Source organism: Gordonia sp. NPDC003504, from assembly GCF_053587995.1.
Genome location: NZ_JBSFPC010000002.1, coordinates 471,579 through 492,778, shown reverse-complemented (window position 1 = coordinate 492,778; position 21,200 = coordinate 471,579). Strand labels below are relative to the sequence as shown.

Annotated in this window: 22 protein-coding genes; 14 read left to right on the top strand and 8 right to left on the bottom strand. The window is 67.1% G+C overall.

All coding sequences use genetic code 11. The annotated features are described in order from the left end of the window. Positions 1-192 precede the first annotated feature (192 nt). The gene (locus ACWDPV_RS06495) at positions 193-777 is read right to left on the bottom strand and encodes an Hsp20/alpha crystallin family protein (protein ID WP_449742232.1); all 585 of its coding nucleotides are present in this window, start codon (positions 775-777) and stop codon (positions 193-195) included. Positions 778-922: 145 nt separating this feature from the next. Here ACWDPV_RS06495 and ACWDPV_RS06490 point away from each other — a divergent pair, with 145 nt between their 5' ends. Both ACWDPV_RS06490 and groL read left to right on the top strand, forming a co-directional pair. After that, positions 923-2,149 carry an alkaline phosphatase family protein gene (locus ACWDPV_RS06490; RefSeq protein WP_449742231.1) on the top strand — a complete coding sequence of 409 codons (1,227 nt, stop codon included), beginning with the start codon at positions 923-925 and terminating at the stop codon, positions 2,147-2,149. Positions 2,150-2,351: 202 nt separating this feature from the next. Next, positions 2,352-3,977, top strand: coding sequence for a chaperonin GroEL (gene groL / locus ACWDPV_RS06485; RefSeq protein ID WP_348805187.1), 1,626 nt, complete (start codon positions 2,352-2,354; stop codon positions 3,975-3,977). A 313-nt stretch (positions 3,978-4,290) separates the two neighbouring features. On the opposite strand, the gene ACWDPV_RS06480 is transcribed toward groL, so the two are convergent. Beyond that, the gene (locus tag ACWDPV_RS06480; RefSeq protein ID WP_449742230.1) at positions 4,291-4,482 is read right to left on the bottom strand and encodes a hypothetical protein; all 192 of its coding nucleotides are present in this window, start codon (positions 4,480-4,482) and stop codon (positions 4,291-4,293) included. Between the two features lie 99 nt (positions 4,483-4,581). Between ACWDPV_RS06480 and ACWDPV_RS06475 the strand changes: the two genes are divergently transcribed. From ACWDPV_RS06475 to ACWDPV_RS06465, 3 genes are read left to right on the top strand one after another with little or no spacing between them, the layout of a single operon-like run. Further along, positions 4,582-5,376 (top strand): tyrosine-protein phosphatase, encoded by a 795-nt coding sequence (locus ACWDPV_RS06475; protein ID WP_449742229.1) that lies wholly within the window; start codon positions 4,582-4,584, stop codon positions 5,374-5,376. Positions 5,377-5,419: 43 nt separating this feature from the next. Continuing rightward, positions 5,420-6,076, top strand: coding sequence for a DsbA family oxidoreductase (locus ACWDPV_RS06470; RefSeq protein WP_449742228.1), 657 nt, complete (start codon positions 5,420-5,422; stop codon positions 6,074-6,076). Then, entirely contained in the window at positions 6,069-6,215 is a 147-nt protein-coding gene (locus tag ACWDPV_RS06465; RefSeq protein WP_449742227.1) for a hypothetical protein, read from the top strand. The genes ACWDPV_RS06470 and ACWDPV_RS06465 overlap by 8 nt, the downstream gene beginning before the upstream one ends. A 45-nt stretch (positions 6,216-6,260) precedes the next feature. On the opposite strand, the gene ACWDPV_RS06460 is transcribed toward ACWDPV_RS06465, so the two are convergent. Continuing rightward, complete coding sequence (locus ACWDPV_RS06460; RefSeq protein WP_449742226.1) at positions 6,261-7,106, bottom strand: SDR family oxidoreductase; 846 nt, start codon at positions 7,104-7,106, stop codon at positions 6,261-6,263. 173 nt (positions 7,107-7,279) lie between these two features. Further along, on the bottom strand, positions 7,280-8,158 hold the full coding sequence (locus tag ACWDPV_RS06455) for a TetR family transcriptional regulator (protein WP_449742225.1): 879 nt from the start codon (positions 8,156-8,158) through the stop codon (positions 7,280-7,282). Between the two features lie 178 nt (positions 8,159-8,336). Between ACWDPV_RS06455 and ACWDPV_RS06450 the strand changes: the two genes are divergently transcribed. Together ACWDPV_RS06450 and ACWDPV_RS06445 are read left to right on the top strand one after the other, a co-directional pair. Then, positions 8,337-9,140 carry a tyrosine-protein phosphatase gene (locus ACWDPV_RS06450; RefSeq protein ID WP_449742224.1) on the top strand — a complete coding sequence of 268 codons (804 nt, stop codon included), beginning with the start codon at positions 8,337-8,339 and terminating at the stop codon, positions 9,138-9,140. Between the two features lie 361 nt (positions 9,141-9,501). Continuing rightward, positions 9,502-11,220: a protein kinase domain-containing protein gene (locus ACWDPV_RS06445; protein WP_449742223.1), complete on the top strand. Its 1,719-nt coding sequence runs from the start codon at positions 9,502-9,504 to the stop codon at positions 11,218-11,220. A 20-nt stretch (positions 11,221-11,240) separates the two neighbouring features. On the opposite strand, the gene ACWDPV_RS06440 is transcribed toward ACWDPV_RS06445, so the two are convergent. Continuing rightward, positions 11,241-11,717, bottom strand: a complete 477-nt coding sequence (locus tag ACWDPV_RS06440) for a PaaI family thioesterase (RefSeq protein WP_449742222.1) — start codon at positions 11,715-11,717, stop codon at positions 11,241-11,243. Positions 11,718-11,760: 43 nt separating this feature from the next. On the opposite strand from ACWDPV_RS06440, the gene ACWDPV_RS06435 reads away from it, so the two are divergent. The 7 genes from ACWDPV_RS06435 to ACWDPV_RS06405 all read left to right on the top strand — a co-directional run bounded on the left by ACWDPV_RS06435 (position 11,761) and on the right by ACWDPV_RS06405 (position 17,059). After that, positions 11,761-12,366 carry a TetR/AcrR family transcriptional regulator gene (locus tag ACWDPV_RS06435; protein WP_449742221.1) on the top strand — a complete coding sequence of 202 codons (606 nt, stop codon included), beginning with the start codon at positions 11,761-11,763 and terminating at the stop codon, positions 12,364-12,366. A gap of 145 nt (positions 12,367-12,511) precedes the next feature. Further along, the gene (locus tag ACWDPV_RS06430) at positions 12,512-13,189 is read left to right on the top strand and encodes a DUF4166 domain-containing protein (protein ID WP_449742220.1); all 678 of its coding nucleotides are present in this window, start codon (positions 12,512-12,514) and stop codon (positions 13,187-13,189) included. Between the two features lie 17 nt (positions 13,190-13,206). Continuing rightward, positions 13,207-13,647, top strand: coding sequence for an SRPBCC family protein (locus ACWDPV_RS06425; RefSeq protein WP_449742219.1), 441 nt, complete (start codon positions 13,207-13,209; stop codon positions 13,645-13,647). Positions 13,648-13,870: 223 nt separating this feature from the next. Next, entirely contained in the window at positions 13,871-14,368 is a 498-nt protein-coding gene (locus tag ACWDPV_RS06420; RefSeq protein WP_449742218.1) for a DUF6764 family protein, read from the top strand. A gap of 109 nt (positions 14,369-14,477) precedes the next feature. Further along, complete coding sequence (ppk2, locus tag ACWDPV_RS06415; RefSeq protein ID WP_348805165.1) at positions 14,478-15,425, top strand: polyphosphate kinase 2; 948 nt, start codon at positions 14,478-14,480, stop codon at positions 15,423-15,425. A 52-nt stretch (positions 15,426-15,477) separates the two neighbouring features. Continuing rightward, complete coding sequence (locus tag ACWDPV_RS06410) at positions 15,478-16,299, top strand: Trp biosynthesis-associated membrane protein (protein WP_449742217.1); 822 nt, start codon at positions 15,478-15,480, stop codon at positions 16,297-16,299. 16 nt (positions 16,300-16,315) lie between these two features. Next, on the top strand, positions 16,316-17,059 hold the full coding sequence (locus ACWDPV_RS06405) for a rhomboid-like protein (protein ID WP_449742216.1): 744 nt from the start codon (positions 16,316-16,318) through the stop codon (positions 17,057-17,059). On the opposite strand, the gene ACWDPV_RS06400 is transcribed toward ACWDPV_RS06405, so the two are convergent. The 3 genes from ACWDPV_RS06400 to ACWDPV_RS06390 all read right to left on the bottom strand — a co-directional run bounded on the left by ACWDPV_RS06400 (position 16,977) and on the right by ACWDPV_RS06390 (position 21,199). Continuing rightward, positions 16,977-18,146, bottom strand: coding sequence for a lipase family protein (locus ACWDPV_RS06400; protein WP_449742215.1), 1,170 nt, complete (start codon positions 18,144-18,146; stop codon positions 16,977-16,979). The two genes, ACWDPV_RS06405 and ACWDPV_RS06400, sit on opposite strands and share 83 nt — an antisense overlap. Before the next feature lie 186 nt (positions 18,147-18,332). Then, a complete protein-coding gene (locus ACWDPV_RS06395; RefSeq protein ID WP_449742214.1) occupies positions 18,333-19,094 on the bottom strand; it encodes a TerD family protein in 762 nt (253 codons plus the stop codon). Positions 19,095-19,201: 107 nt separating this feature from the next. Next, positions 19,202-21,199, bottom strand: coding sequence for a hypothetical protein (locus tag ACWDPV_RS06390; protein ID WP_449742213.1), 1,998 nt, complete (start codon positions 21,197-21,199; stop codon positions 19,202-19,204). Position 21,200 lies beyond the last annotated feature (1 nt).

The window sequence follows — 21,200 nt, the reverse complement described above, 5'->3', positions numbered from 1 at the left end:
CGCGCGACTGTGCGGCCTCCGCACTGGCGATGGGACGCATCCGCGCGCAAATCGGCGTCCGTGTGTGGCGACCCCCACCCGCCCGACCGCGGGATCGCGGAGACCGAACACGCCTCAGACACCACGATGCCGCCCCACGACATGCGTGGGGCGGCATCGTGCGCATTCTCCGACCCGAACGGAACCGGGGGATCAGCCCTCGGTGACCTCACTCTCGGTGGCCCCGGACAGCGGGGTCTCGGGAGCGCCGGCCGATGCGGTCTCCACCTGAGTGGTTTCGGCCGCAGTGGTGTCCGCCTGCGCGGCGGGCGACTCGTCGGAGATGGTGATCTGACGGGCGCCGGTGGGTACCGCCTTGGCGAGTTCGAGGGTCAATACGCCGTCGGTGAGGGTTGCCGTCACGGCGTCGGCGTTGACCTCCTGGGGGAGGCGGAGCCGGTAGTCGAACTTCCCGGTGCGACGCGTCTGGTGGCGGACCTTGCCGGTCCGCTCGGTCTCGGTTGTCTCACCGTGGATGTGCAGGATCTTCTCGTCGAGTTCGACGGTGACATCCTCACGCTTGATGCCGGGCAGTTCTGCCTCGACGCGGTAGGCGCCGTCGGTTTCCTCGACGGTGACCGCCGGTGTCCAGGCGTCGGGGAAGCGGGAGGAGTCGAGACCGGCAAAGGCGGCGTCGACGACGTCGAGCAGACCGCGCGGGTCGTCGAAGGGGCGGAACGGTGTGAACAGCGGCGCGGCGACACGACGACGGGCGGGAACGAGGCGGGTGGTTGCCATGGCGAGTCCTATCATTTAGTTTGCGTGTGAATACTTATGTCAAGTTGAGCGCATGACAATCAACTTTTATTCCGTTGGCATTCGCCGGGCTCGGAGTGGACCGGAAGGCCGACGCGTCGCCGTCGGTGCGGCACAATGCGGAGCTATGGATCGCGCCCCTTCGGCACAGCCCGCAACGGCAGACGTCGTGATGGAGGAGCTCCCGCCGGCCGACTGGGGAGCCCATCCCCGCACGCTCGCCGACGTGCTGCCGTGGATCGGCACGACGCTGCTCGACCCCGGCGCCGCGACGGAAGGGATGCCCGACCTCGCCGCGTCGACGGTGGTGTTGCTGATGGTCGACGGCCTCGGTGACCGACTGCTGCAGCGGCACGCCGACGACGCGCCGACCCTCGCCCGCCTGCGCGCGGCCGGACTGCGCGCCGGGTTCCCGTCGACCACCGCCACCTCGATCACCAGCCTCACCACCGGCGCGCCCTGCGGGGTGCACGGCATCATCGGATACGCCTTTCGGCCTGACGACGATTCCCGCACCCGCGGAACCCCGCGGCTGCTCAACGCCCTGCGCTGGACGATGGATAGTTCCGACGGCCCGTCGGCGCTGGTGACGTACCCGCCGAACCTGGTGGCGCCGTTGGCCGGAGCGCTGGCCGGCCTCGCCGATGCGGGCGTGGAGATCTCCTACGTGATGCCCGGTGAGTTCCGCGGCACCGGCCTGACCCAGGTGGCGTTCCGCGCGACCGGACGCTACTGGCCGGCCAACTCGTCGGACTCCGTTCTGGACGGGGTCGTCAACACCCTCGTCCGCCGCAGCAAACGACCCCGGTTCGTCTACGCCTACCTGTCCGACCTCGACGCCGCGGGGCATCGGTATGGCCCGGGATCGCCCGAGTGGCTCGGGGCGCTGCGCACGGTGGATCGCCTCGTCGCCGACATCGCCTCGAGCCTTCCCGCCGACGCCTCCCTGGCGGTGACCGGCGATCACGGCATGCTGGCGGCAGGGCGTCGCATCGACCTCGATGTCGAGGACGCACTGACCGCGGGGGTCGCGATGATCGCCGGCGAGCCGCGCGTGCGGCATCTGTACACCGAGGACGGTGCGCGCGACGACGTGCTCGCGGCGTGGGCGCAGGTGGTCGGCGACGACGATGCGCGTACGGCGACACGCGAGCAGGTGCTCGACGAGGGCTGGTTCGGCCACGCCGTGCCCCCGCGGATCGCGTCCCGGATCGGCGACATCGTCGCCGTCGGACAAGGGACGACGGTGCTGGTCCGCAGCGAGGCCGAACCGTCCGAGGCGAAGATGATCGGCCACCACGGCGCCTGGACTGCCGACGAGCAATTGGTGCCGCTCCTGGTGGCCTCTGGCTGAACACGGCGCCGGTGTATCCGGACGGCAGTCACACCTTGCACTCACCAGGGCCGAGTGCTAAAACGGACGTTGGCACTCACGTACTGCGAGTGCCAGGTCGGGACGGTGAGATCGGCACCTGACACGCCGGTCGTCCGTCGCGGGCACCGAGTTCCGGCCATACGAAACCTAGTGTCACCCCCTATCGGAGGATCACTTACCCATGGCCAAGCAAATCGCGTTCGACGAAGAGGCCCGTCGCGGCCTCGAGCGGGGTCTCAACAGCCTCGCCGACGCAGTCAAGGTGACGTTGGGACCCAAGGGCCGCAACGTCGTTCTGGAGAAGAAGTGGGGCGCCCCCACCATCACCAACGACGGTGTCTCCATCGCCAAGGAAATCGAGCTCGAGGACCCGTACGAGAAGATCGGCGCGGAGCTCGTCAAGGAAGTTGCCAAGAAGACCGACGACGTCGCGGGTGACGGCACCACCACCGCCACCGTGCTCGCCCAGGCTCTCGTGCGTGAGGGTCTGCGCAACGTCGCTGCCGGCGCCAACCCGCTGGGTCTCAAGCGCGGCATCGAGAAGGCCGTCGAGGCCGTCACCGAGTCGCTGCTGAAGAGCGCCAAGGAGGTCGAGACCAAGGAGCAGATCGCTGCCACCGCGGGCATCTCGGCCGGCGACCCCTCGATCGGCGAGCTCATCGCCGAGGCGATGGACAAGGTCGGCAAGGAAGGCGTCATCACCGTCGAGGAGTCCAACACCTTCGGGCTGCAGCTGGAGCTCACCGAGGGCATGCGCTTCGACAAGGGCTACATCTCGGGCTACTTCGTGACCGACGCCGACCGCCAGGAAGCCGTCCTCGAAGATCCCTACATCCTGCTCGTGTCGGGCAAGGTCTCGACCGTCAAGGACCTGCTGCCGCTGCTGGAGAAGGTCATCCAGGCCGGCAAGCCGCTGCTGATCATCGCCGAGGACGTCGAGGGTGAAGCCCTCTCGACCCTGGTCGTCAACAAGATCCGTGGCACCTTCAAGTCCGTCGCCGTCAAGGCCCCGGGCTTCGGTGACCGTCGCAAGGCCATGCTGGCCGACATCGCCATCCTCACCGGTGGCGAGGTCATCAGCGAAGAGGTCGGCCTGTCCCTCGAGGGCGCCGGCGTCGAGCTGCTCGGCACCGCCCGCAAGGTCGTCGTGACCAAGGACGAGACCACCATCGTCGACGGCGCCGGTGATGCCGACGCGATCGCCGGTCGCGTGGCGCAGATCCGCAGCGAGATCGAGAACAGCGACTCCGACTACGACCGTGAGAAGCTGCAGGAGCGTCTGGCCAAGCTGGCCGGCGGTGTTGCGGTCATCAAGGCCGGCGCGGCCACCGAGGTCGAGCTCAAGGAGCGCAAGCACCGCATCGAGGACGCCGTCCGCAACGCGAAGGCTGCCGTCGAAGAGGGCATCGTCGCCGGCGGTGGCGTGGCCCTGCTGCAGTCCGAGCCGGTCATCGACGGACTCTCGCTGGAAGGCGACGAGGCCACCGGTGCCAACATCGTCAAGGTTGCGCTCTCGGCTCCGGCCAAGCAGATCGCCTTCAACGCGGGCCTCGAGCCGGGCGTTGTCGCCGACAAGATCCTCAACTCGCCGAAGGGCACCGGCCTCAACGCCGGCACCGGCAACTACGAGGACCTGCTGGCCGCCGGCATCAACGACCCGGTGAAGGTCACCCGCTCGGCGCTGCAGAACGCAGCCTCGATCGCGGCCCTGTTCCTCACCACCGAGGCCGTCGTCGCCGACAAGCCGGAGAAGAACCCGGCCCCGGCAATGCCGGGTGGCGACGAGATGGGCGGAATGGGATTCTGATCCCGTCTCCCGCTGGTTGAGGTTTTCGAAACCTCAACTCTCATAGCGTTTCTCAACCGAAGGCCGGTCACCCGACAGGGTGGCCGGCCTTCGGCGTCTGCGTCGAGTGTGCGCTCTTTCCCGTCGAGTGTGCGCACTTTCCCGTCGAGTGTGCGCTCTTTCCCGTCGAGTGTGCGCTCTTTCCCGTCGGTGGCGTTCTTACGCGTCGAGTGGGCGCCAAGGTCGAGCATTCATCTCCATGCGTGCAGGCCTATCGGTGCGAACGGTTTTCAGACGGACCTCGGCAGTCGGTTGACCGCGGTCACCGCGTCGCTCAGCGCGGGAAGCGTCGACGATGTCCCGCGCCTGCTCGTCGGGCAGTTGCTTGCTTTCCTTGCTCGCTTACGCGAGGGAGCCAGAAGATCGCTTCTTCGATGTCACCGGCACGGGCGAGCGACTCGGGCAAGAGGTCGTCGTCGACGGCGCCGGCCGACGCGATGCCGCGGGAAAGTGCGAGGTCGGGCATGTCCGCCACTGTCCGACTCACGTCTGGCCACCGGGCTGTGACGAGCCCCATCACCAACCGAATTCACCGCATCCCCACCGAGACCGCACAATCAACGGTGTGAGTGAATTGCCGCAGCTGCCCACTGTCCCCAACTTCCGTGACATCGGCGGACCGACGACCAGGGACGGACGCACGGTCGCCACCGGCCGACTGTTCCGGTCCGCAGCGTTGGACAAGGCCTCCGAGGCCGACCGTGCGGTCCTGGTGGATCTCGGACTGCAGAGCATCGTCGACCTGCGGTCGCCCGTCGAGGCCGACGCCGCGCCCGACCCGGTCATCGGTGACGCGGCCGCGGTGCTGCTCGATGTGCTCGCCGACGCTGCGCACGACGGCGCCCCGGCCGACCTCGACGCACTGGTCGACGATCCGGAGGCGGTGGCGACCGCCAATGCGCGATTGGCCGAGGGGAGCGGCGTCGAGCGCATGATCGGCGCCTACCGGCAGCTGGTGAATCTGCCCAGTGCCAAACGCGCGTACCGCGCCTTCTTCACCGGGCTGCTGGCCGGGCCCACCACGCTGTTCCACTGCGCCCACGGCAAGGACCGCACCGGATGGGCGGCGGCGGCGTTTCTCAGCCTGATGGGCGTCGATCGCGACGACGTCTACCAGGACTACCTTGCGACCAATGACCTCTTCCTGCCGACGATGGCGGGCATCTTCGAGAGATTCGAATCCGCGGGCGGCGACGCCGACCTGCTCCGCCCGTTGCTCGGGGTGTCACCGACATACCTCACCGTCGCCTTCGACGAGGTGGCCATCCAGTACGGCACCGTCGATGACTACTTCGCCGAAGCACTCGGCATCGACGCCGACACCCAGGACCAACTCCGCGACGTCTTCCTGGTTGAGTGAGTGTCGCGGAATTGTTCACCGGGACCACGCGTTGGAAAGCGTCGTGACTGACTCCATCTCCGTCGACATCTGGTCCGACATCGCCTGCCCGTGGTGCTACATCGGGAAGCGGAAATTCGAAGCGGGACTGGCCGATTCCGGTCTCGCGGACCGAGTTGTGGTGACCTATCACAGCTTTGAACTGGCCCCGGACACGCCCGTCGACTTCGACGGCACCGAGATCGAGTTCCTGGCCGAGTACAAGGGTATGCCCCGCGCTCAGGTCGAGCAGATGCTCGCGCAGGTGACCACGATCGCCGCCGAGTCGGGACTTGACTACGACTTCGATGCCCTCCAGCACACCAAGACGCTCAGGGCGCACGAACTGCTGCATCTCGCGAAGGCGCAGGGCCGCCAACTCGACATGGTCGAGCGCCTGTTTCGTGCCTATTTCACCGAGGGACGCCACGTCGGACGCATCGACGACCTCGCGGAACTCGCCGACGACATCGGCCTCGACCGGGACCAGGTGAGCGCGTCGCTTGAATCCGGTGAGTATGCCGACGCGGTGGGCGCCGACATCGAACAGGCCCGCGCCTACGGCATCAGCGGCGTCCCGTTCTTCGTCATCAACGGGCGGTACGGCGTCTCCGGTGCCCAGTCACCGGAGACATTCGCCGACGTGCTCCGCAAGGTGGCGCAGGAGAACGTCGATGCCTGACGAGACACCGGACCGGACCGAGACGACCAACGACGAAACACTGACGCCGACAACGAAATTCGAGATGCTCGGGCAATCGGGAGCCGTGTGCGTCGACGGGGTGTGTGCGATTCCCGACGTCGATGACGCCGCCTCGTGACGTAGCCGGGACCCATGCCGGCCCCCGAGATCTGCGGATCGCCGGTCAGCGTCGCGTCATCCAGAAGTCCAACTCGAGCTCGTCGTCGCTGTCGACGGTGCGATAGCGGGAGAAGTCGGTGACGCCCTCGGCGGCAAGGACATCGTCGTCGATGTAGCACTGGCCGGTCGCCGTGTCCGGCGACTTCGACAGGATCGCGTACGCGGCGTCGGACATGATCTCGGTGCTCCGGCTGCGCTCGATCAGCTTCTCGCTGAGGATGTTTCGCACCGCAGCGGTGCTGATGGTGGTGCGCGGCCACAAGGTGTTCGACGCGACACCGTCGGCGGCCAACTCGCGCGCCAGACCCAGCGCGACCAGGGTCATCGAGAACTTGGACACCGTGTAGGCCGTGCCGATCGAATCGAACCACTGCGGGTCGAGCGTGATCGGTGGTGACAGCGTCAGCACGTGCGCGTGATCGGACTTGCGCAGATAGGGAATGGCGCTCTTGGTCAACACAAATGATCCGCGCGCATTGATGTCCTGCATGAGGTCATAGCGTTTCATGTCGATCTGCTCGGTCGCGGTCAGATCGAGCGCGCTCGCATTGTTGACGACGATGTCCACGCCGCCGAAGCGGTCGACGGTCTGCGCCACGGCGTCGGCCACCTGCCGATCGTCGCGAACGTCGCCGACGATGGGCAGGGCCGCTCCGCCGGCCTCCTCGATGGCCTGCGCGGCCGTGTAGATGGTGCCGGGCAGTTTCGGATGGGGCTCCGCGGTCTTGGCCAGCAACGTGACGTTCGCACCCGCTCGGGCCAATCGCACGGCGATGGCCTCGCCGATACCGCGGCTTCCGCCGGAAATGATCGCGGTGCGCCCGCGCAAGGAGGTGGACGGTGTGCTCACTCTGAGGTCCTCTCGTCGGTCATGAGTGATCGGCGCAAAAGCGAACGATCGATCGGGTATCTCAGAGTGGCCAACCGGGCAGTAGTTGTCAATACCCGTTGCATATAGCGATAGCAGCTCTGGACGGTCCGAAACGACATGACAGAGCGTTTGGAATATCCGAACACTTCGTTCTACGGACGACGCACGTCCATCAGGTTCAGGGCGTAGCCCGCGTAGGTCGTTGCCAACTCCTCGGGAGTCGATGAGCCCTCCGGGTCGAACCAGTCGGCCACCGCGATGCACAAACCCACTACCGCGCGTGCGGCCTCACGCGGGCGAGCGACCAGGAATAGTCCCTGTGCGGCTCCGTGTTCCACTTCCACGTCGAACATTCGCTGCAGCGAGGTACGCCGATCGGCGATGCGCCGGCGGTCGGGTTCGACGAGGCTGCGCATCTCGGTGGACGCGAGGAAGGACAGTCGGCGCCGGTGACTGTGATACAGCACCAGACTCTCGGTCATCAGGCGCAGGGCTCGGACCGGATCGTCTCCCGCCTCGTCACGGGCGCCGCCGACGCGATCGAGGAGGTCGGCCATCGCCAGATCGAACAGGGCCACGAGCATGGCTTGTTTGCTCGCATGGTGATGGTAGAGCGACGCGATCGACAACCCGGCGTTCTCGGCGATGTCGCGGATCGAACATCCGTGATAGCCGCGCTCGACGATGCACCGCAATGCGGCGGCGAGAACCGGGTCGGTGACGTCGGTCCCTTCGTAGACGCGCCAGCGGGACGGTGGACCGGAACGATCGAGAGTGGTTGTTGTAAGCGCACTTTCGGAGACGCGCGACTGCGTGCCGAGAAGTTCGGCGGGTGCCACTCCCAGAGCGTCGGCGATGGCTGCGAGACGGTCGACGCTGATGCCGGTCCCGCCGGTCTCGGTGGCGCTGAGGGTCGCCGCACTGATGCCGAGTTGGCGGGCGAACTCACGTAACGACACGCCACGAGAGACTCGAGCTGCACGGATGCGGGAGCTGATCTGGGCGGAGGTGGACTCGTCGGACCCGGGCATGGTGTTCAGAATATCCGAACACCACACTGCTGGTTGCACTGACCGATTTCGGCGGGTCGGAGCGGATGAGTGTCGGCGACGACAATTCTGTGTCGACCGCCGGCCCGGACTGAGACATTTCGCAGGCGGATCCCACTCCGGCCCGCTGGCCTGATCACCGCGCTGCGATAATCAGATCGTGACGACGACGCCCGGTGCCCCCAGTCCGATTGCGACCCTGCCCAACCTCCGCGACCTCGGCGGCTATCCCGCCGGCGCCGGCAGCGTCCGGACCGGAGTGCTGTACCGGTCGACCGATTTCTCCTCGATGGCCTCGGCCGATCTCGCCGAGTTCGAGAAGCTCGGCGTGCGCACCATCTACGACTTGCGCTCGACCGTGGAACGGACGGCATTGCCGGACCCGGATCTCCCCGACGTCACCGACGTGCACCTCGATGTGCTCGCCGACGCCGGCATGGCCATTCCGGCCAATATCGGAAAGTTCCTCTCCGACCCCAAGACGGTGGCGATGGCGACCGCGGAACTCAAGGGCGGCAAGGCCCAGGAGCTGATCTCCGGAACCTACTCCGAACTGGTGAAACTTCCGAGCGCGCTAGCCGGCTACCGGACGTTCTATCTCGGGCTGCTCGGCGGGCATTCCGAGCCGTCACTGTTTCACTGCACCACCGGCAAGGACCGCACCGGCTGGGCGGCGGCGTCGTTTCTGACCCTGATGGGTGTGTCCAAAGAGGATGTCTACCACGACTACCTGCTGACCAACGATCGTCTCATCCCCGCGCTCAAGCCCTTGTTCGACGAATTCGCTGCGGAGGGCGGCGATTCCGACATTCTGATGCCGATCCTGGGTGTCGACGCGGTCTACCTCGACAGCGCCTTCGCCACCGTGACGAAGGAGTACGGCGACATCGCCGGCTACTTCGCGCAGGGTCTTGGCATCGACGAGTCACAGCAGAATGCGCTACGGGAGCGCTACTCGGTCTGACGCCGGCCCGGGCATGTGGTGGTCGGCCCCCATCCCCACGGGTTTGTCGATCCACAGATTCCGGGGGCCGATTCTCGGCGAGATGCGTTGCTGCGGCAGGGGTCGTCGCCGTGGCCGGGTCTACCCAGCTCGTTCTGTTCGGGGTGGATCCGTACCGGCTGTCGACGGCATTGGATGAGTTCATCCGCATCCGCCACGGCGAATGCGTCATCCCCGCCTTCGCGTTCACGGCCTCGCCGTTCACATTCGGCGGCGAGCCGGTCCCGGATACTGGTGGGAATCACTCCCGGTTCTCGGGGTGTCGGTGGCGCGGACGAACCACCACCCTTCTGAGCGACGCGAGTGGGTACTCTCTACCGTCATGGCGACGTTGGCGGTGGGCGACGAATTCGCGGGTTATCGCGTCCTCCGTCAGATCGGGGTCGGCGGCATGGGAGAGGTCTACCTCGCCCAGCATCCCCGTCTCCCGCGACAGGACGCGGTAAAGGTCCTTGCGCAGGCGCTACAGCACGACGTGACCTTCCGTGAACGGTTCAACCGCGAGGCCGACATCGCCGCCGGGCTGCTGCACCCGAGCATCGTGCCAACCTATGACCGAGGCGAATCCGAGGGGCGGCTCTGGATCTCGATGGCCTACATCGACGGGTCCGACGTAGCGTCGATGCTGCGCGAGAGTCCGGCTCACCGGCTGCCACCGGCCGTGGTCGGTGAGACCGTGACCGCGATCGCCGATGCGCTCGATCACGCGCACGGAACGGGTTTGCTCCACCGTGACGTGAAACCGGCCAACATCCTGGTGACGTGCGACCGACGACGACGAATCTATCTGGCGGACTTCGGGATCGCCAAGCCACAGGACTCGCAGATGTCGCTCACCGCAACGGGTCTGCTGGTCGGCAGTCTGGCGTACTGTGCGCCGGAACAGGTGCTGGCCACCGAGGAGATCACCGCGGCCGCCGATCAGTACCAGCTGGCCTGCACCGCATTCGAGATGCTTACCGGCACAACACCGTTTCCCGCGTCGAATCTTGCGTCCGCGGTCCATCACCACGTGAGCACGCCACCGCCGCTCGCGTCGCAACGGTGCCCGGAGGTCCCGCGAGCGGTGGACGGGATCTTCGCGCGGGCCATGGCCAAGCGGCCGGAACAACGATTCGCCTGCTGTGCCGATTTTGCCGGCGCGCTCACCGCCGCATTGGATGAGCTCGATAACTTTGTGCCCCTGCAGCATTCATATAACGCTCCGACCCAGGTCTCGACACCACCGCCGCTCCCGATCTCAGCCGCGCCCACCCCGCACAACCCCTTCCCGCACAACCCCTTCCCGCATAGCCCCTCCCCGCAGTACACCACCCAGGGTGAGCTCGGGTCACCGATCCGCTGGACGGGCCGACCGCTGACACCCGAGCAACGCTGTGGCCTGGCCTGTGGCGCCTTCTTCGCGCTGACCTCGGGCGCCGACGCCGTCGACGCCCTGGAGATCCACGACACGCCGCGCGCGATCCGCCGCGCGCTGCGAAAGTCCTGGGCGATCACCGATTCGCAGACCGCCTTCGACATGGTCGAGTCGATCGCCGAGGGTCTCATCACTCCCGACTACGACGCCGTTCTCGCTTTCATTGCGTCGAACGGACTGCCACGCAATCATATTCGCGTCGATTCGGCGCAGTTGGCGGCGTTCTCGGCCCATCATCGGCACATTCCGGGCCACCGCATCATCACCTGTGTGCAGGTGGCCACCGTTTCCCGTGCGCTACCGCTCGCGGTGCCGGTCACCACCGCGGCGTGGGAGATCGGCCAGTGCGTCGAGCTCGCGCGCATGTGCCTACATGTCGGCTTCGGCGACGAGGATTGGGTCTGGCAACTGGTGCTGTCGATGGGGGAGCGGGCCGCCGCGTTCTACCCCGACTGGACTGCGTATGCGGTTGCCTTCGAGTGGGGGCGGGCGTTGGCGTCCGCCGAGAATGGCGCGCGCCCAATCGAACTCGCCGACCAGTCGTGCGCCCGCACCCGTCCGGTACTCGGTCGGTTGCTCACCGACCCGGCGAGCCCGTGGCTGCGGACCCCGCTACGCGGCTGATCACGCCGCAGCAATCCGGCTCAGCGGAATACCATGCACGTCGTCGAACCGTGGGCCACGAGTTTGCCGTCGGCGGTGAACACCTTCCCGTCCGCGGTGGCGGTTCGCCCGCCGACGTGGATGACGGTGCCGATCCCGGTGAGGTCGTCGGCGTCGAGAGGAACCGATCGGATGTAGTTCACCTTCAGTTCGAGGGTGGTGTAGCCGACACCGGCGGGCAGGGTGGTGTGGATGGCGCAGCCCATGACGGAGTCGAGGAGGGTGGCGCAGATGCCGCCGTGGACGGTGCCGAGCGGATTGGAGAAGTCGGGTTTGGGGGTCACCACGAACTCGACGTCCCCTTCGTCGATGCGGACCGGCCGCATACCGAGCAGTCGGCCGATGCTGGGTCGTTCGTCGGAACCGAACTGCCACGCGCGCAGCAACTCCAGTCCGGACAGTTGCGCGGGATCGCTGTCGGGAGTGTTCGTCGTCGTCATGATTATGTATGGTTGCATAAAGCAGCGTGATTATGAAGGTGCGCATAGGAGCTGATGCTCGATGGACGATCAGTCCACCGAAATCCTCACGACCGCAACCCGGGAGCGTGGACCGAGGGAGCGGATGGTGGTGCACGCCGCCGACCTGATCGGTCGCGACGGTGTGGCGGCCACTTCGATCGGCGATGTCATCGCGGCGAGTTCGGCCCCGCGTGGTTCCATCTATCACCACTTTCCCGGCGGAAAGACGCAGCTGATGACCGAGGCCGTCCGCTATGCAGGGGAGTTCGTGGCCACCCGCATCGGGTCGCAGCATCCCGGTTCCCCGTCCGAGGCCGTCATCGGGGTCGGCGACGTGTGGCGTCGGATGCTGGTCAACACCGACTATCAGTTCGGATGCCCGGTGCTCGCCGGCGGGCTCGCCCGCCGCTCCGAGCCCGCCGTCGCCGACGAGGCCGAGGAGATCTTCGGCAACTGGATCCGGCTCATCGCCACCCGGCTGGTCGCCGAGGGCGTCGATCCCGACCGCGCCGACTCGCTGGCCATCCTCGTCGTCTCGGCGATCGAAGGGGCCGTCGGACTGTGCCAGACCCAGCGCAGCGTCGAACCGCTCGACCGGGTGATCGGGGAGCTGGCCCGACTGTGTGACGGAGCGGCCCGGCTGTAGCGGCCCGCTCAAGATAGGCCCGGACAACCCGGCAGGAATCGGGAAAACCCGAGACAAACCCCTCGTAGTCCCTGTTCGGATGCGGCGTAGTAGGTTCTTCGCCAACGACTGTCGCGCCGATCACACCGGAGGAGGTGGTGTCCTCGTGACGCCCGTCTATCAGGACGCCCTCGGTTCCGACTTCGACCGACTGCATCCCAACGTGGCCTGGCGTTACAGCATCGACTCGACCTCGAATGTCGCCCAGCTCGGCACCGGCATTCTCGAGTCGGTGTACATCACCTCCGCGCTGCCGCCGCCGTTCTTCTGGTACTACGGCAAACGCAACGCACTGCCGTCCAAGTCGAGCCGGATGGTCCCCTTCACCCAGGGCCACTACTGCTACCGCGACGAACTCGGCCGCGAATGTCTGGCGGTCCTGCGCTCCTTCGACTACACGTCGGGATCGCGCAAACTCAACTCTCTGCTCGTGTCGGGGGCATCGGGCCTCGTCGACTACTTCGGCGACGGTCCCGAACTGCTCTATCCGATCGAACCGTCGGTGACCGAAGCGGGTGAACTGCTGCTGGAGAGCGGCCCGTTGCGGTGGCTGGGTCGCGGGCCCAAGGTCGGCATGCGGGGTCTGTTCCGTTCCGAGATGAAGTACATCGAGGGGTGGGACGAGGAACACCAACGGTTCCGGTGCGACGCGACCGTCCGCAACCCGGTCATCGGCGAGATCCTGCATTTTCGTGGGTGGTTCACCGTCACCGACGTCGCCTGCGGATTGCGTGACATCCCCGACGAAGCGTGGCCGCTGAAACTCGTCGATCGCGAGGCCTGAAGGGTAGGTTCTGTCACATGGCTGTCACTGCGAAAACCGAGTTCGATGTTGCTGCGCCCCCGTCGGTCGTGATGGAGGTGCTGCTGGATGTGGAATCCCTGCCCGACTGGTCCGCACCGCACAAGGCGGCCTCGATCGTCACCTCCTACGCCGACGGCGCGCCCGAGCAGGTCGCGATGACTGTGTCGGCGGCGGGCATCAACGACGATCAGACCGTCACCTACACCTGGACCGACAACACCTGCGCGTGGACGCTCGTCGAATCGAAGATGCTCGCCGAGCAGCAGGGCATCTACACCGTGACGGCGAAGGGCGACGGTTCCCACGTCGAGTTCGAGTTGGAGATCGACCTCAAGGTCAAACTTCCCGGGCTGATCGTCAAGCGTGGGCAGAAGACCGCGGTGGAGACGGCGAAGAAGGGTCTGACCGCCGAGTCGGAGCGTCGCGCTAAGGCCTGAGTGTGTTCCATATGCCAACGGGGCCAGGGGATTTCGTTTCTCCTGGTCCCGTTGGCGTATCGGCCGGGAGGCGACTGTACCGGGTGTGGACAACTGTTGTCGTTCCGTGACCACGGCACCGATCGGTTGGCCGAAAAGCGGGAGTAGGCTGATCGAGGTCTGGCCATCTGGTCCAACACATCCGATACGGCGAGGAGGCCGATTCACTGTGCGATTCCACGGATTGACAGCGCGTGCACTGGTGGTGGCTGCGGGGAGTGCAGGCGTGATCTGGGGAATGCATCACGGTGGCGGTGACGCCTCCGCAGTGACCTGCCAGGCATCGAATGGCCATGAGGTGCAACGCATTCAGGGAACCAGCGGATGTGGCGCGCGGGCCGGTGCGGGCAGCACCGCGAGCGCACAGGAGACCGGCGGGGGCACCGCGGTGGCGGTGGCCGACCGCGGCGGACGCGCCACCGCGATCAACCAGCAGCCCGGGTCGTCGGCACTGGCCGGCGCCACCACCGGCGGGACGTCGTACTCCATCACCACCGGCCCCAAGGCGCTGTCGGTCGCGCAGGCACGTGCGGGCGGGTACTCGGTGGCCGTCGGCGGTGTCGGCGGGCAGGCCTACGCCGGTGCCCCCGGCGTGCAGTGCAGCGGGGGATTCGCCGCGGCGGCCGACTCCACCACCGGCCGGGTATGCCTCAAATACGGGTCGATCAACCTGCGCAATTGACGCGCAGAAACTGCCCAATGACGCGCAGAAACCTGCCCAATTGGCGCCGAAGAACTGCAGTTCACCCCTTCGATACACGGCGTTCGTGCGTGCGGCATATCGTTGAGTGGTGACCGAGTTAACCGATCTCGAAACCCTGGGACCCGACTTCAGCAAGCTGAACGGACGCGAGGCCCTTCAACAGCTCGTCGATCTGCATGACACGACCAACTTCGAGGTCAACGACGACGATGACGACGACCCGGTACTCCTGACGCTGCCCGAACGCAACGTCGTCGACACCTGGCGTGAGGACTACCCGTACGAGGAGCGGATGAGTCGCCGCGAGTACGAGGTGACCAAGCGGCGTCTGCAGATCGAGCTACTGAAGCTGCAGAAGTGGTCCAAGCAGACCGGGCAACGCCACCTGCTGGTGTTCGAGGGACGCGACGCGGCCGGCAAGGGCGGCACCATCAAGCGGTTCAACGAACACCTCAATCCGCGCGGCGCCCGCGTCGTCGCTTTGGAGAAGCCATCGGAGCGGGAATCCACCGAGTGGTACTTCCAGCGGTACGTGCAGCATCTGCCGGCCGCCGGCGAGATGGTCTTCTTCGACCGGTCCTGGTACAACCGCGCCGGCGTCGAACGCGTCATGGGTTTCTGCACACCCGAGCAGTACGACCAGTTCATGGATCAGGTCCCGGCCTTCGAGAAGATGCTCGTCGATGACGGCATCAACCTGGTGAAATTCTGGTTCTCGGTCAGCCCGCTCGAGCAGCGCACCCGGTTCGCCATCCGCCAGATCGACCCGGTCCGGCAGTGGAAACTGTCGCCGATGGATCTCGCATCGCTGGACAAGTGGGACTCCTACGGCGCGGCCAAGGAGGCGATGTTCGAGAAGACGAGCACCGACATCGCCCCGTGGACCGTGGTCAAGAGCAACGACAAGAAACGTGCCCGTATCAACGCGATGCGTCACGTCCTGAGCCTGTTCGAGTACAAGGGCAAAAACCATGAACTCGTCGGCACCCCGGACCCGCGGATCGTCGGGCGGGCACGTGACCTCGTCGATGAGTGACGCGGCGTGCGCTCGCCGGTGACGGTCCGCGCCGACCGGTAGCCTCGTCCCGGTGCGAACGTTTCTCAGTGCCCTGCTGACGTTGATCGCGATGGCCGCGATCGTCGTCGCGTTGCCCTCGATGTGGGTGTCGCAGCGGATCGTCGACGACGACGGTTTCGTCTCCGTCGTGGCGCCGCTGGCCCACGACGCCGAGGTTCAGGACTACATCGCCGACGAGATCACCGCGCAGGTGTCCTCGCGGGTGAGCTTCCCCGGGGCGTCGGCGGTGATCGCGCCGGTCGCGCAGAACTACACCAAGAGTGCGCAGTTCCCGGCGGACTTCACCGACCTGGTCCGCCAGGAACATGACTGGCTCTTCGACCCGGCGCCGAGCGGCTCGGCCGACCAGACGATGCAGCTGGACATCACCGCGATGGTCAACCGGGCACTCGAGGGCGCCAACCTGCCGTTCACGGTGAGCGTCGACGGACCGATCCAGGTGGAGATGACCGAGCGCGGCCTCGAGGCCGGGCGATATCACCTCATCGGCACCCAGATCACCACCATCGGATACGTCTCCGTGGCGGTCGCGGTGGTCGCCGGAGTGCTCGCGCTGATCATCGCGCGACGTCGGGGTACCGTGCTGATCTGGCTGGGCATCGGTGCGTTGCTGGCCGCGCTGGCCTGCTGGCTGGTGGCGCTCAACGCCACCACCATCGTCGACCGGCAGGTCTCCTCGTCCGGGTCGGACAACACCGTTGTACGCCTGACCACCGACGCCCTCGCCGATGACCTCACACAGTGGTCGGTGATCGCGGCGATCGCCGGGGCCGTGGTGATGGTCCTCGGTCTCATCGCCCGTGTCGCGTTCCGCGGCCCCGCCCGCATGTAGACCTGCGGGGTGAGACGTGAGCGCATGGACGAGGCGAGTCGCGGGCGCGGCGTGGCGGCAGGTCCGCGGCGCTCCGCTGACGTTCGGCTGGCTGATCATCCTGTTCGTCACCACGTCCATCCAGCATTCGTTGACCCCCAGAGAACTCGACGACGCCCTAGGTGACCGCTCGACCAACATCGCGCACCTCACGAGCGATCCGCTGGAGGCCTTCCACGTCCTCGTCGCCAGCCTGTTCTGGATCGACGGACAGTGGTGGTTCCCGTACCTGATCTTGTTCCTGGTGTTTCATCGGCCCGCCGAGCAATGGCTGGGGTCGGTGCGGTGGTTCGTCGTCGGATTCAGCGCCCACGTCGCCGCGACCTTCCTCAGCGAAGGCGCACTGGACCGCGCCATCGACGCCGGACTGCGCAGCCCGTCGATGGTCAACGTGCTCGACGTCGGGGTCAGCTACTTCCTGGCCGCGATCGTGGGTGTGCTGGCCTACCGAATCGTGCGGCCCTGGCGATGGGTGTACCTCGCCGGTGTGGCGCTCGTCTACGGGCTGCCGTTGGCCGAGCAGATCACCTTCACCGGGATCGGGCACGCCTCGTCGGTCCTCATCGGTCTCGCGTGGTATCCGATCACCCGGGGACGCCCTGGCGCACAATGGGATCCGGTGGTGAGCCTGCGGCGGTTCAGACGCGGGCCAGCAGCCACGGCAGGTCCGCTGCGTAGATGTCGCGCGGACCGCCCAGGCACACGGCGACCCGATCACTGACCTCGACGCCCGCCGCCCGGTAGGTGTCCACGGCCCGCCGGAGATCGTCCACCGGGGTGACCGCGATCGGTGAGACGTTGGAATCGCACCGCGTCATCCGTAGCGCCGCCGTCGGTGACGGTGAGGTCGGCGTCGCCAACGCCGCGGCGGCGAAGGCGGGCTGGAAGTCCGGGTCGTCATACGGCGAATGGCCCGACAGGAACAGCGCACTCAACGGCACCCCACCCAGGGTCATGTACGTCGGTGTCGCGCATCCGGAGCGGAAGACCTCGGCGATGCCGCGACCCACCGGGGTGAGTTTTTCGTCGATGCGCATCTCGGGATGCCCGACCTCGAGGCCCAGCAGGTCGGCGAAGGCGAAACCGGAACCGACCCCACCGTCGTTGGCGCGGATGAAGTTTCGATGATCGGGCACCATCTGCCCGATGACGATCGCCGGGATGTGCAGTTCCGGGGCGTAGGTCGCGGCCTGTTCGGCGGCCACCGCGGCGGCCTGGCTGCCACCGCCCGACGGCCCGAAGATGCCGATGGTGCTCGACGCGGTCAGTCCCGACCCGGGGATCTGTAGGGCGGCCCGCAGACCGTCGAGCATCGAGTGCCCGTCGAACCGGGGCAGCAACGTGGGGGCCGGTGCGACGCCGTCACTGGCGAGGTCGGCGACGAACACCGCGTGGCCGGCCCGCAGCGCCGCCACCGTCGAGTTGACCGGTGCGATGCCGACGGCGCGGTCGAGCACGGAATCACGGGTGAGTGTGGTGGTCGGCCGGCAGTAGGCGCCCATGCTCTCGTCGGAGACCCCGATGCCGATCAGGGAGCGGTGCCCGTCGGGAGTGCTCGCGGTCATGGCGTCCGGCGGGATGAAGAACGAGCCACTCGCGGTGGTGCGGCCCCCGCGCGGGCCGGTGGTGACATACAGCAGCCGATAACTGCGAGTACCCGGAACCTTCTCGGCGATGCCGGCCCCGGGCGTCGGTTCGATCCGCACGATCGAGCCGAGGCGGGCGTCGGGTGGCGGTGGCGCGGTGGCGTAGAACGGATCGGCCGCCGCATGCGCCGGACCCGGGATCAGAAGTGCCCCGACGGCCACCGTAATGAGCGCGAAAGTGTAAGCGAGACAACGACGAACAGAGAAGCGAACAGACGAACCAACAGCAGACACGGTGCACAATCCCCCGATTGAGTGCGATGACAACCGCTCACGCTACGTGATCGGTGGTCATCGACGCACCCCGGTGTGAGTGGTGGCATAACTGCCGGGGTGCGTCGGGTAGGGCTACTTGCGACCGGCCTTCCAGTTCAGGCCCCATCCGTAGGCCTGATCGACCTTGGACTGCGACCCGCGGATGTAGCGCACCTCACGGTTGATGACGAGTTCGCCGCCGCGGTTCTCCAGCATCGCGATGGCGCAGGAGATCGCGCTCTGATCGGCCTCGTCGAGATGCACCTCGATCTGCGGGCCGTTGGCCGGGAACAGGGTGACCACGCCGTTGGCGGCGGCCCAGTTGGGAGCGCCCTCGTAGATGTAGGCGAAGATCAGGATGCGGCGGATCTGATTCGACGCCGACAGGTCGATGTACATGTTCTCGCCGCCGGTATTCGACCCGGAGCGGTCGTCGCCGTCGAGCCAGATGATCGGGCGGCCCTCGTACGGCGCCTGGAAGGCGTTGCCGAGTGCCTGCACGATGCCCTTGCTGCCGTCGGTGAACTCCCACATGCAGGCCAGGTCGAGGTCGACGCCGGCCGCGCGACGGAAGAGTCCGCCCTTGCTGGAGGTCCAGTTGAGGTTGATCCGCACCTGCCCGGTCGCCGATCCCTGCTTGGTCAGCGAGACGCTGGGCGCCGACTTGGTCAGCGTCACCTTGGACAGCGAGACCGGCGGTGCGGCCGGCGGCTGCTGCTGATACGGCTGTGCCGGCGGCTGCTGCTGATACGGCTGTGCCTGCGGCGGTTGCTGATACGGCTGCTGGCCCGGCTGTGCCGGATATGGTTGCGCGGCAGGTTGCGCCTTCGGTCGCTTGGTGTAGTCGATACCCATGGAAGTCCCTCGACCCCTATCGTCGTCGAATCCTCGATGATCACTGCTGTCCGATTTGAGTGTGGCCCAGCCTAGCGAAACGCGGTGAACGCGGAGTGGGGGTCGGCTCAGAGCCGTGCCCGTGCCGCCGGGCCGAAGTGTGCGGCCACAGTCAGGGTCTCCGGTGAGACACGACGGCAGGCGGCGACGGCGACATGCGCGGGACGTGCGGCGGAGCCCGGAATCCGGTAGCCGCCGTCGATCTCGTATCGCGTGTTGGTGACCTTCTTGCTCACCGCGGCCGGGTCCCGCGGGTTCTCCGGAGGTGCATCCGACCGAATGACGACCATCACCTCGGTGACACCCGCCGGCCACGTGAACGTCAGCAGATCACCGGTCACCGCCACGTCGGTGATGTCGGGGAGATCGGCGGTCGGGGCCGGTGGTGGGGTCGGCGACGGCGGCGCGGGTGGTGGTGGGATGCGGGATGGGGGTGTGCGGGTGGTCGGTGCGGTGTGGGCGGGGGCGGGTGAATTCGCGGATCGGTCTTCGGGTGCGCGGGCCGACGACACCGCCGGTGCCGAGTGCATCCCGTCGACGGAGGCGGTGACCTCGTAGCTCGGCAGCCCCTCCGACGGGCGGGTGCCACCGTCCTCGAGTTCGGTGGTCGCGGTGCGGCCCACCACCTGTCGGCGGCCGGTGCGATCGACACGGGTGACGCGGTAGGTCGCACCCGGCGTCGGCGACGGTTCCCATGCGACGACGACCGCCCCGTTGGCGAAGGCCGCGTGCACATTCGACGGTGGTGTGGGGGATACGTCGGCCGGATTCGTTTGTGGGGCAGAGGGAGTCGCGGGAGCCGGTGCTGCGGGCGCGCGTGACGCGCGGGCGATCTCGTCGGCCACGGCCTCGATCTGGCGTCGCGCGGCGTCGTCGTCACCGGCGAACGACCGGGCCTGATCGCATCGTGTGCGGGCATCGTCGAGGTTGCCCTTGCGCAGGGCCTGCCGTGCGGAGCGGAGGGACCGTTGCCAGTCACCCTGGGGCGGTGTCGGTGTCGGTGTCGGTGTCGGTGTCGGTGTCGGTGTTGGTGCCGGTCGTTTCGGTGTCGGGGGTGGTGGCGGTGCTTCGCCGGCGGTGTCAACCTCACCGCCGAACTCCCGGGTGATGTCGTCGATGAGGCGCCGCGCATCCCGGGTGCCGAGGCCGAGGTCGCGGGCCTCCTCAAGCATGTACTGACGGTCGTCGGGGTGCAGACGATCCTCGACGAGGATGGCGGCGCGAATCCGGGGTCGCAGGTGTGCGCCCACCGATTCCCGTACCGAGGCCAGGTAGGCGTCGGCGAGCGCGGGGCCGCCGAGCAACACATCGTTGATGGTGATCAGCAGTTCGTCGATCAGCGCCCGCATCCGCCCGGCCGGGAGTTCCCGTGCACGGCTTTGCAATGCCTCGGCGCGCAGGGTGATCTCGGTGAGGTTGGTGGCGTCGTCGGTGTCGAGACCGAGCACGGCGAGCAGAGTGTGTGAGGCGGGGCCGCTGCCGCGTCGACTGAACTCGGCGAGCAGTTCGGTGATCTGGGCCAGCCGGTGCGCCGACAGGGCCGGGGCGGCGGGCGCGGTGGTCTCCGGCGGAGCTGCCGGGGAATCGTCGATGACCCGATGCCGGCGGACACGGGTGGCCACCTCGTCGGCACTGAGTCCGCCCATCGCACCGATCTCGTCGAGCCCGCCGCGTTTGCTGGTCGGGATGCCGCCGTAGCGGCCGATCAGGCGCTCGATCGCGTTGTCGAGCAACGCATATCGATCCTCGTCGCGGCGCCGACGACGGTCTGTGATCATCCGGGCCTCGGCGAGCCGGGACGCGGATTCCCGCAGCGGTGCGCTGCGTTGCGGATGTTCGGCGACGAGTTGCTCGACGAGGACCCGGTACTTGGGGTGATCGCGATGCTTCTGCCAGAACGCCCACACCTCGTCGAGTCGCATGCGGACCGCGTCGTCGGTGAGATCGGCGGCCTGCTCGAGCGGAAGGTCGTACAGCTCAAAGGAATCCGACTCGTCCACTCCGCCGCGGCGTTCGACCGCGGCCAGGACGCGTTTGCGGTAGTCGTTCCCGACGAACGGCTGCATA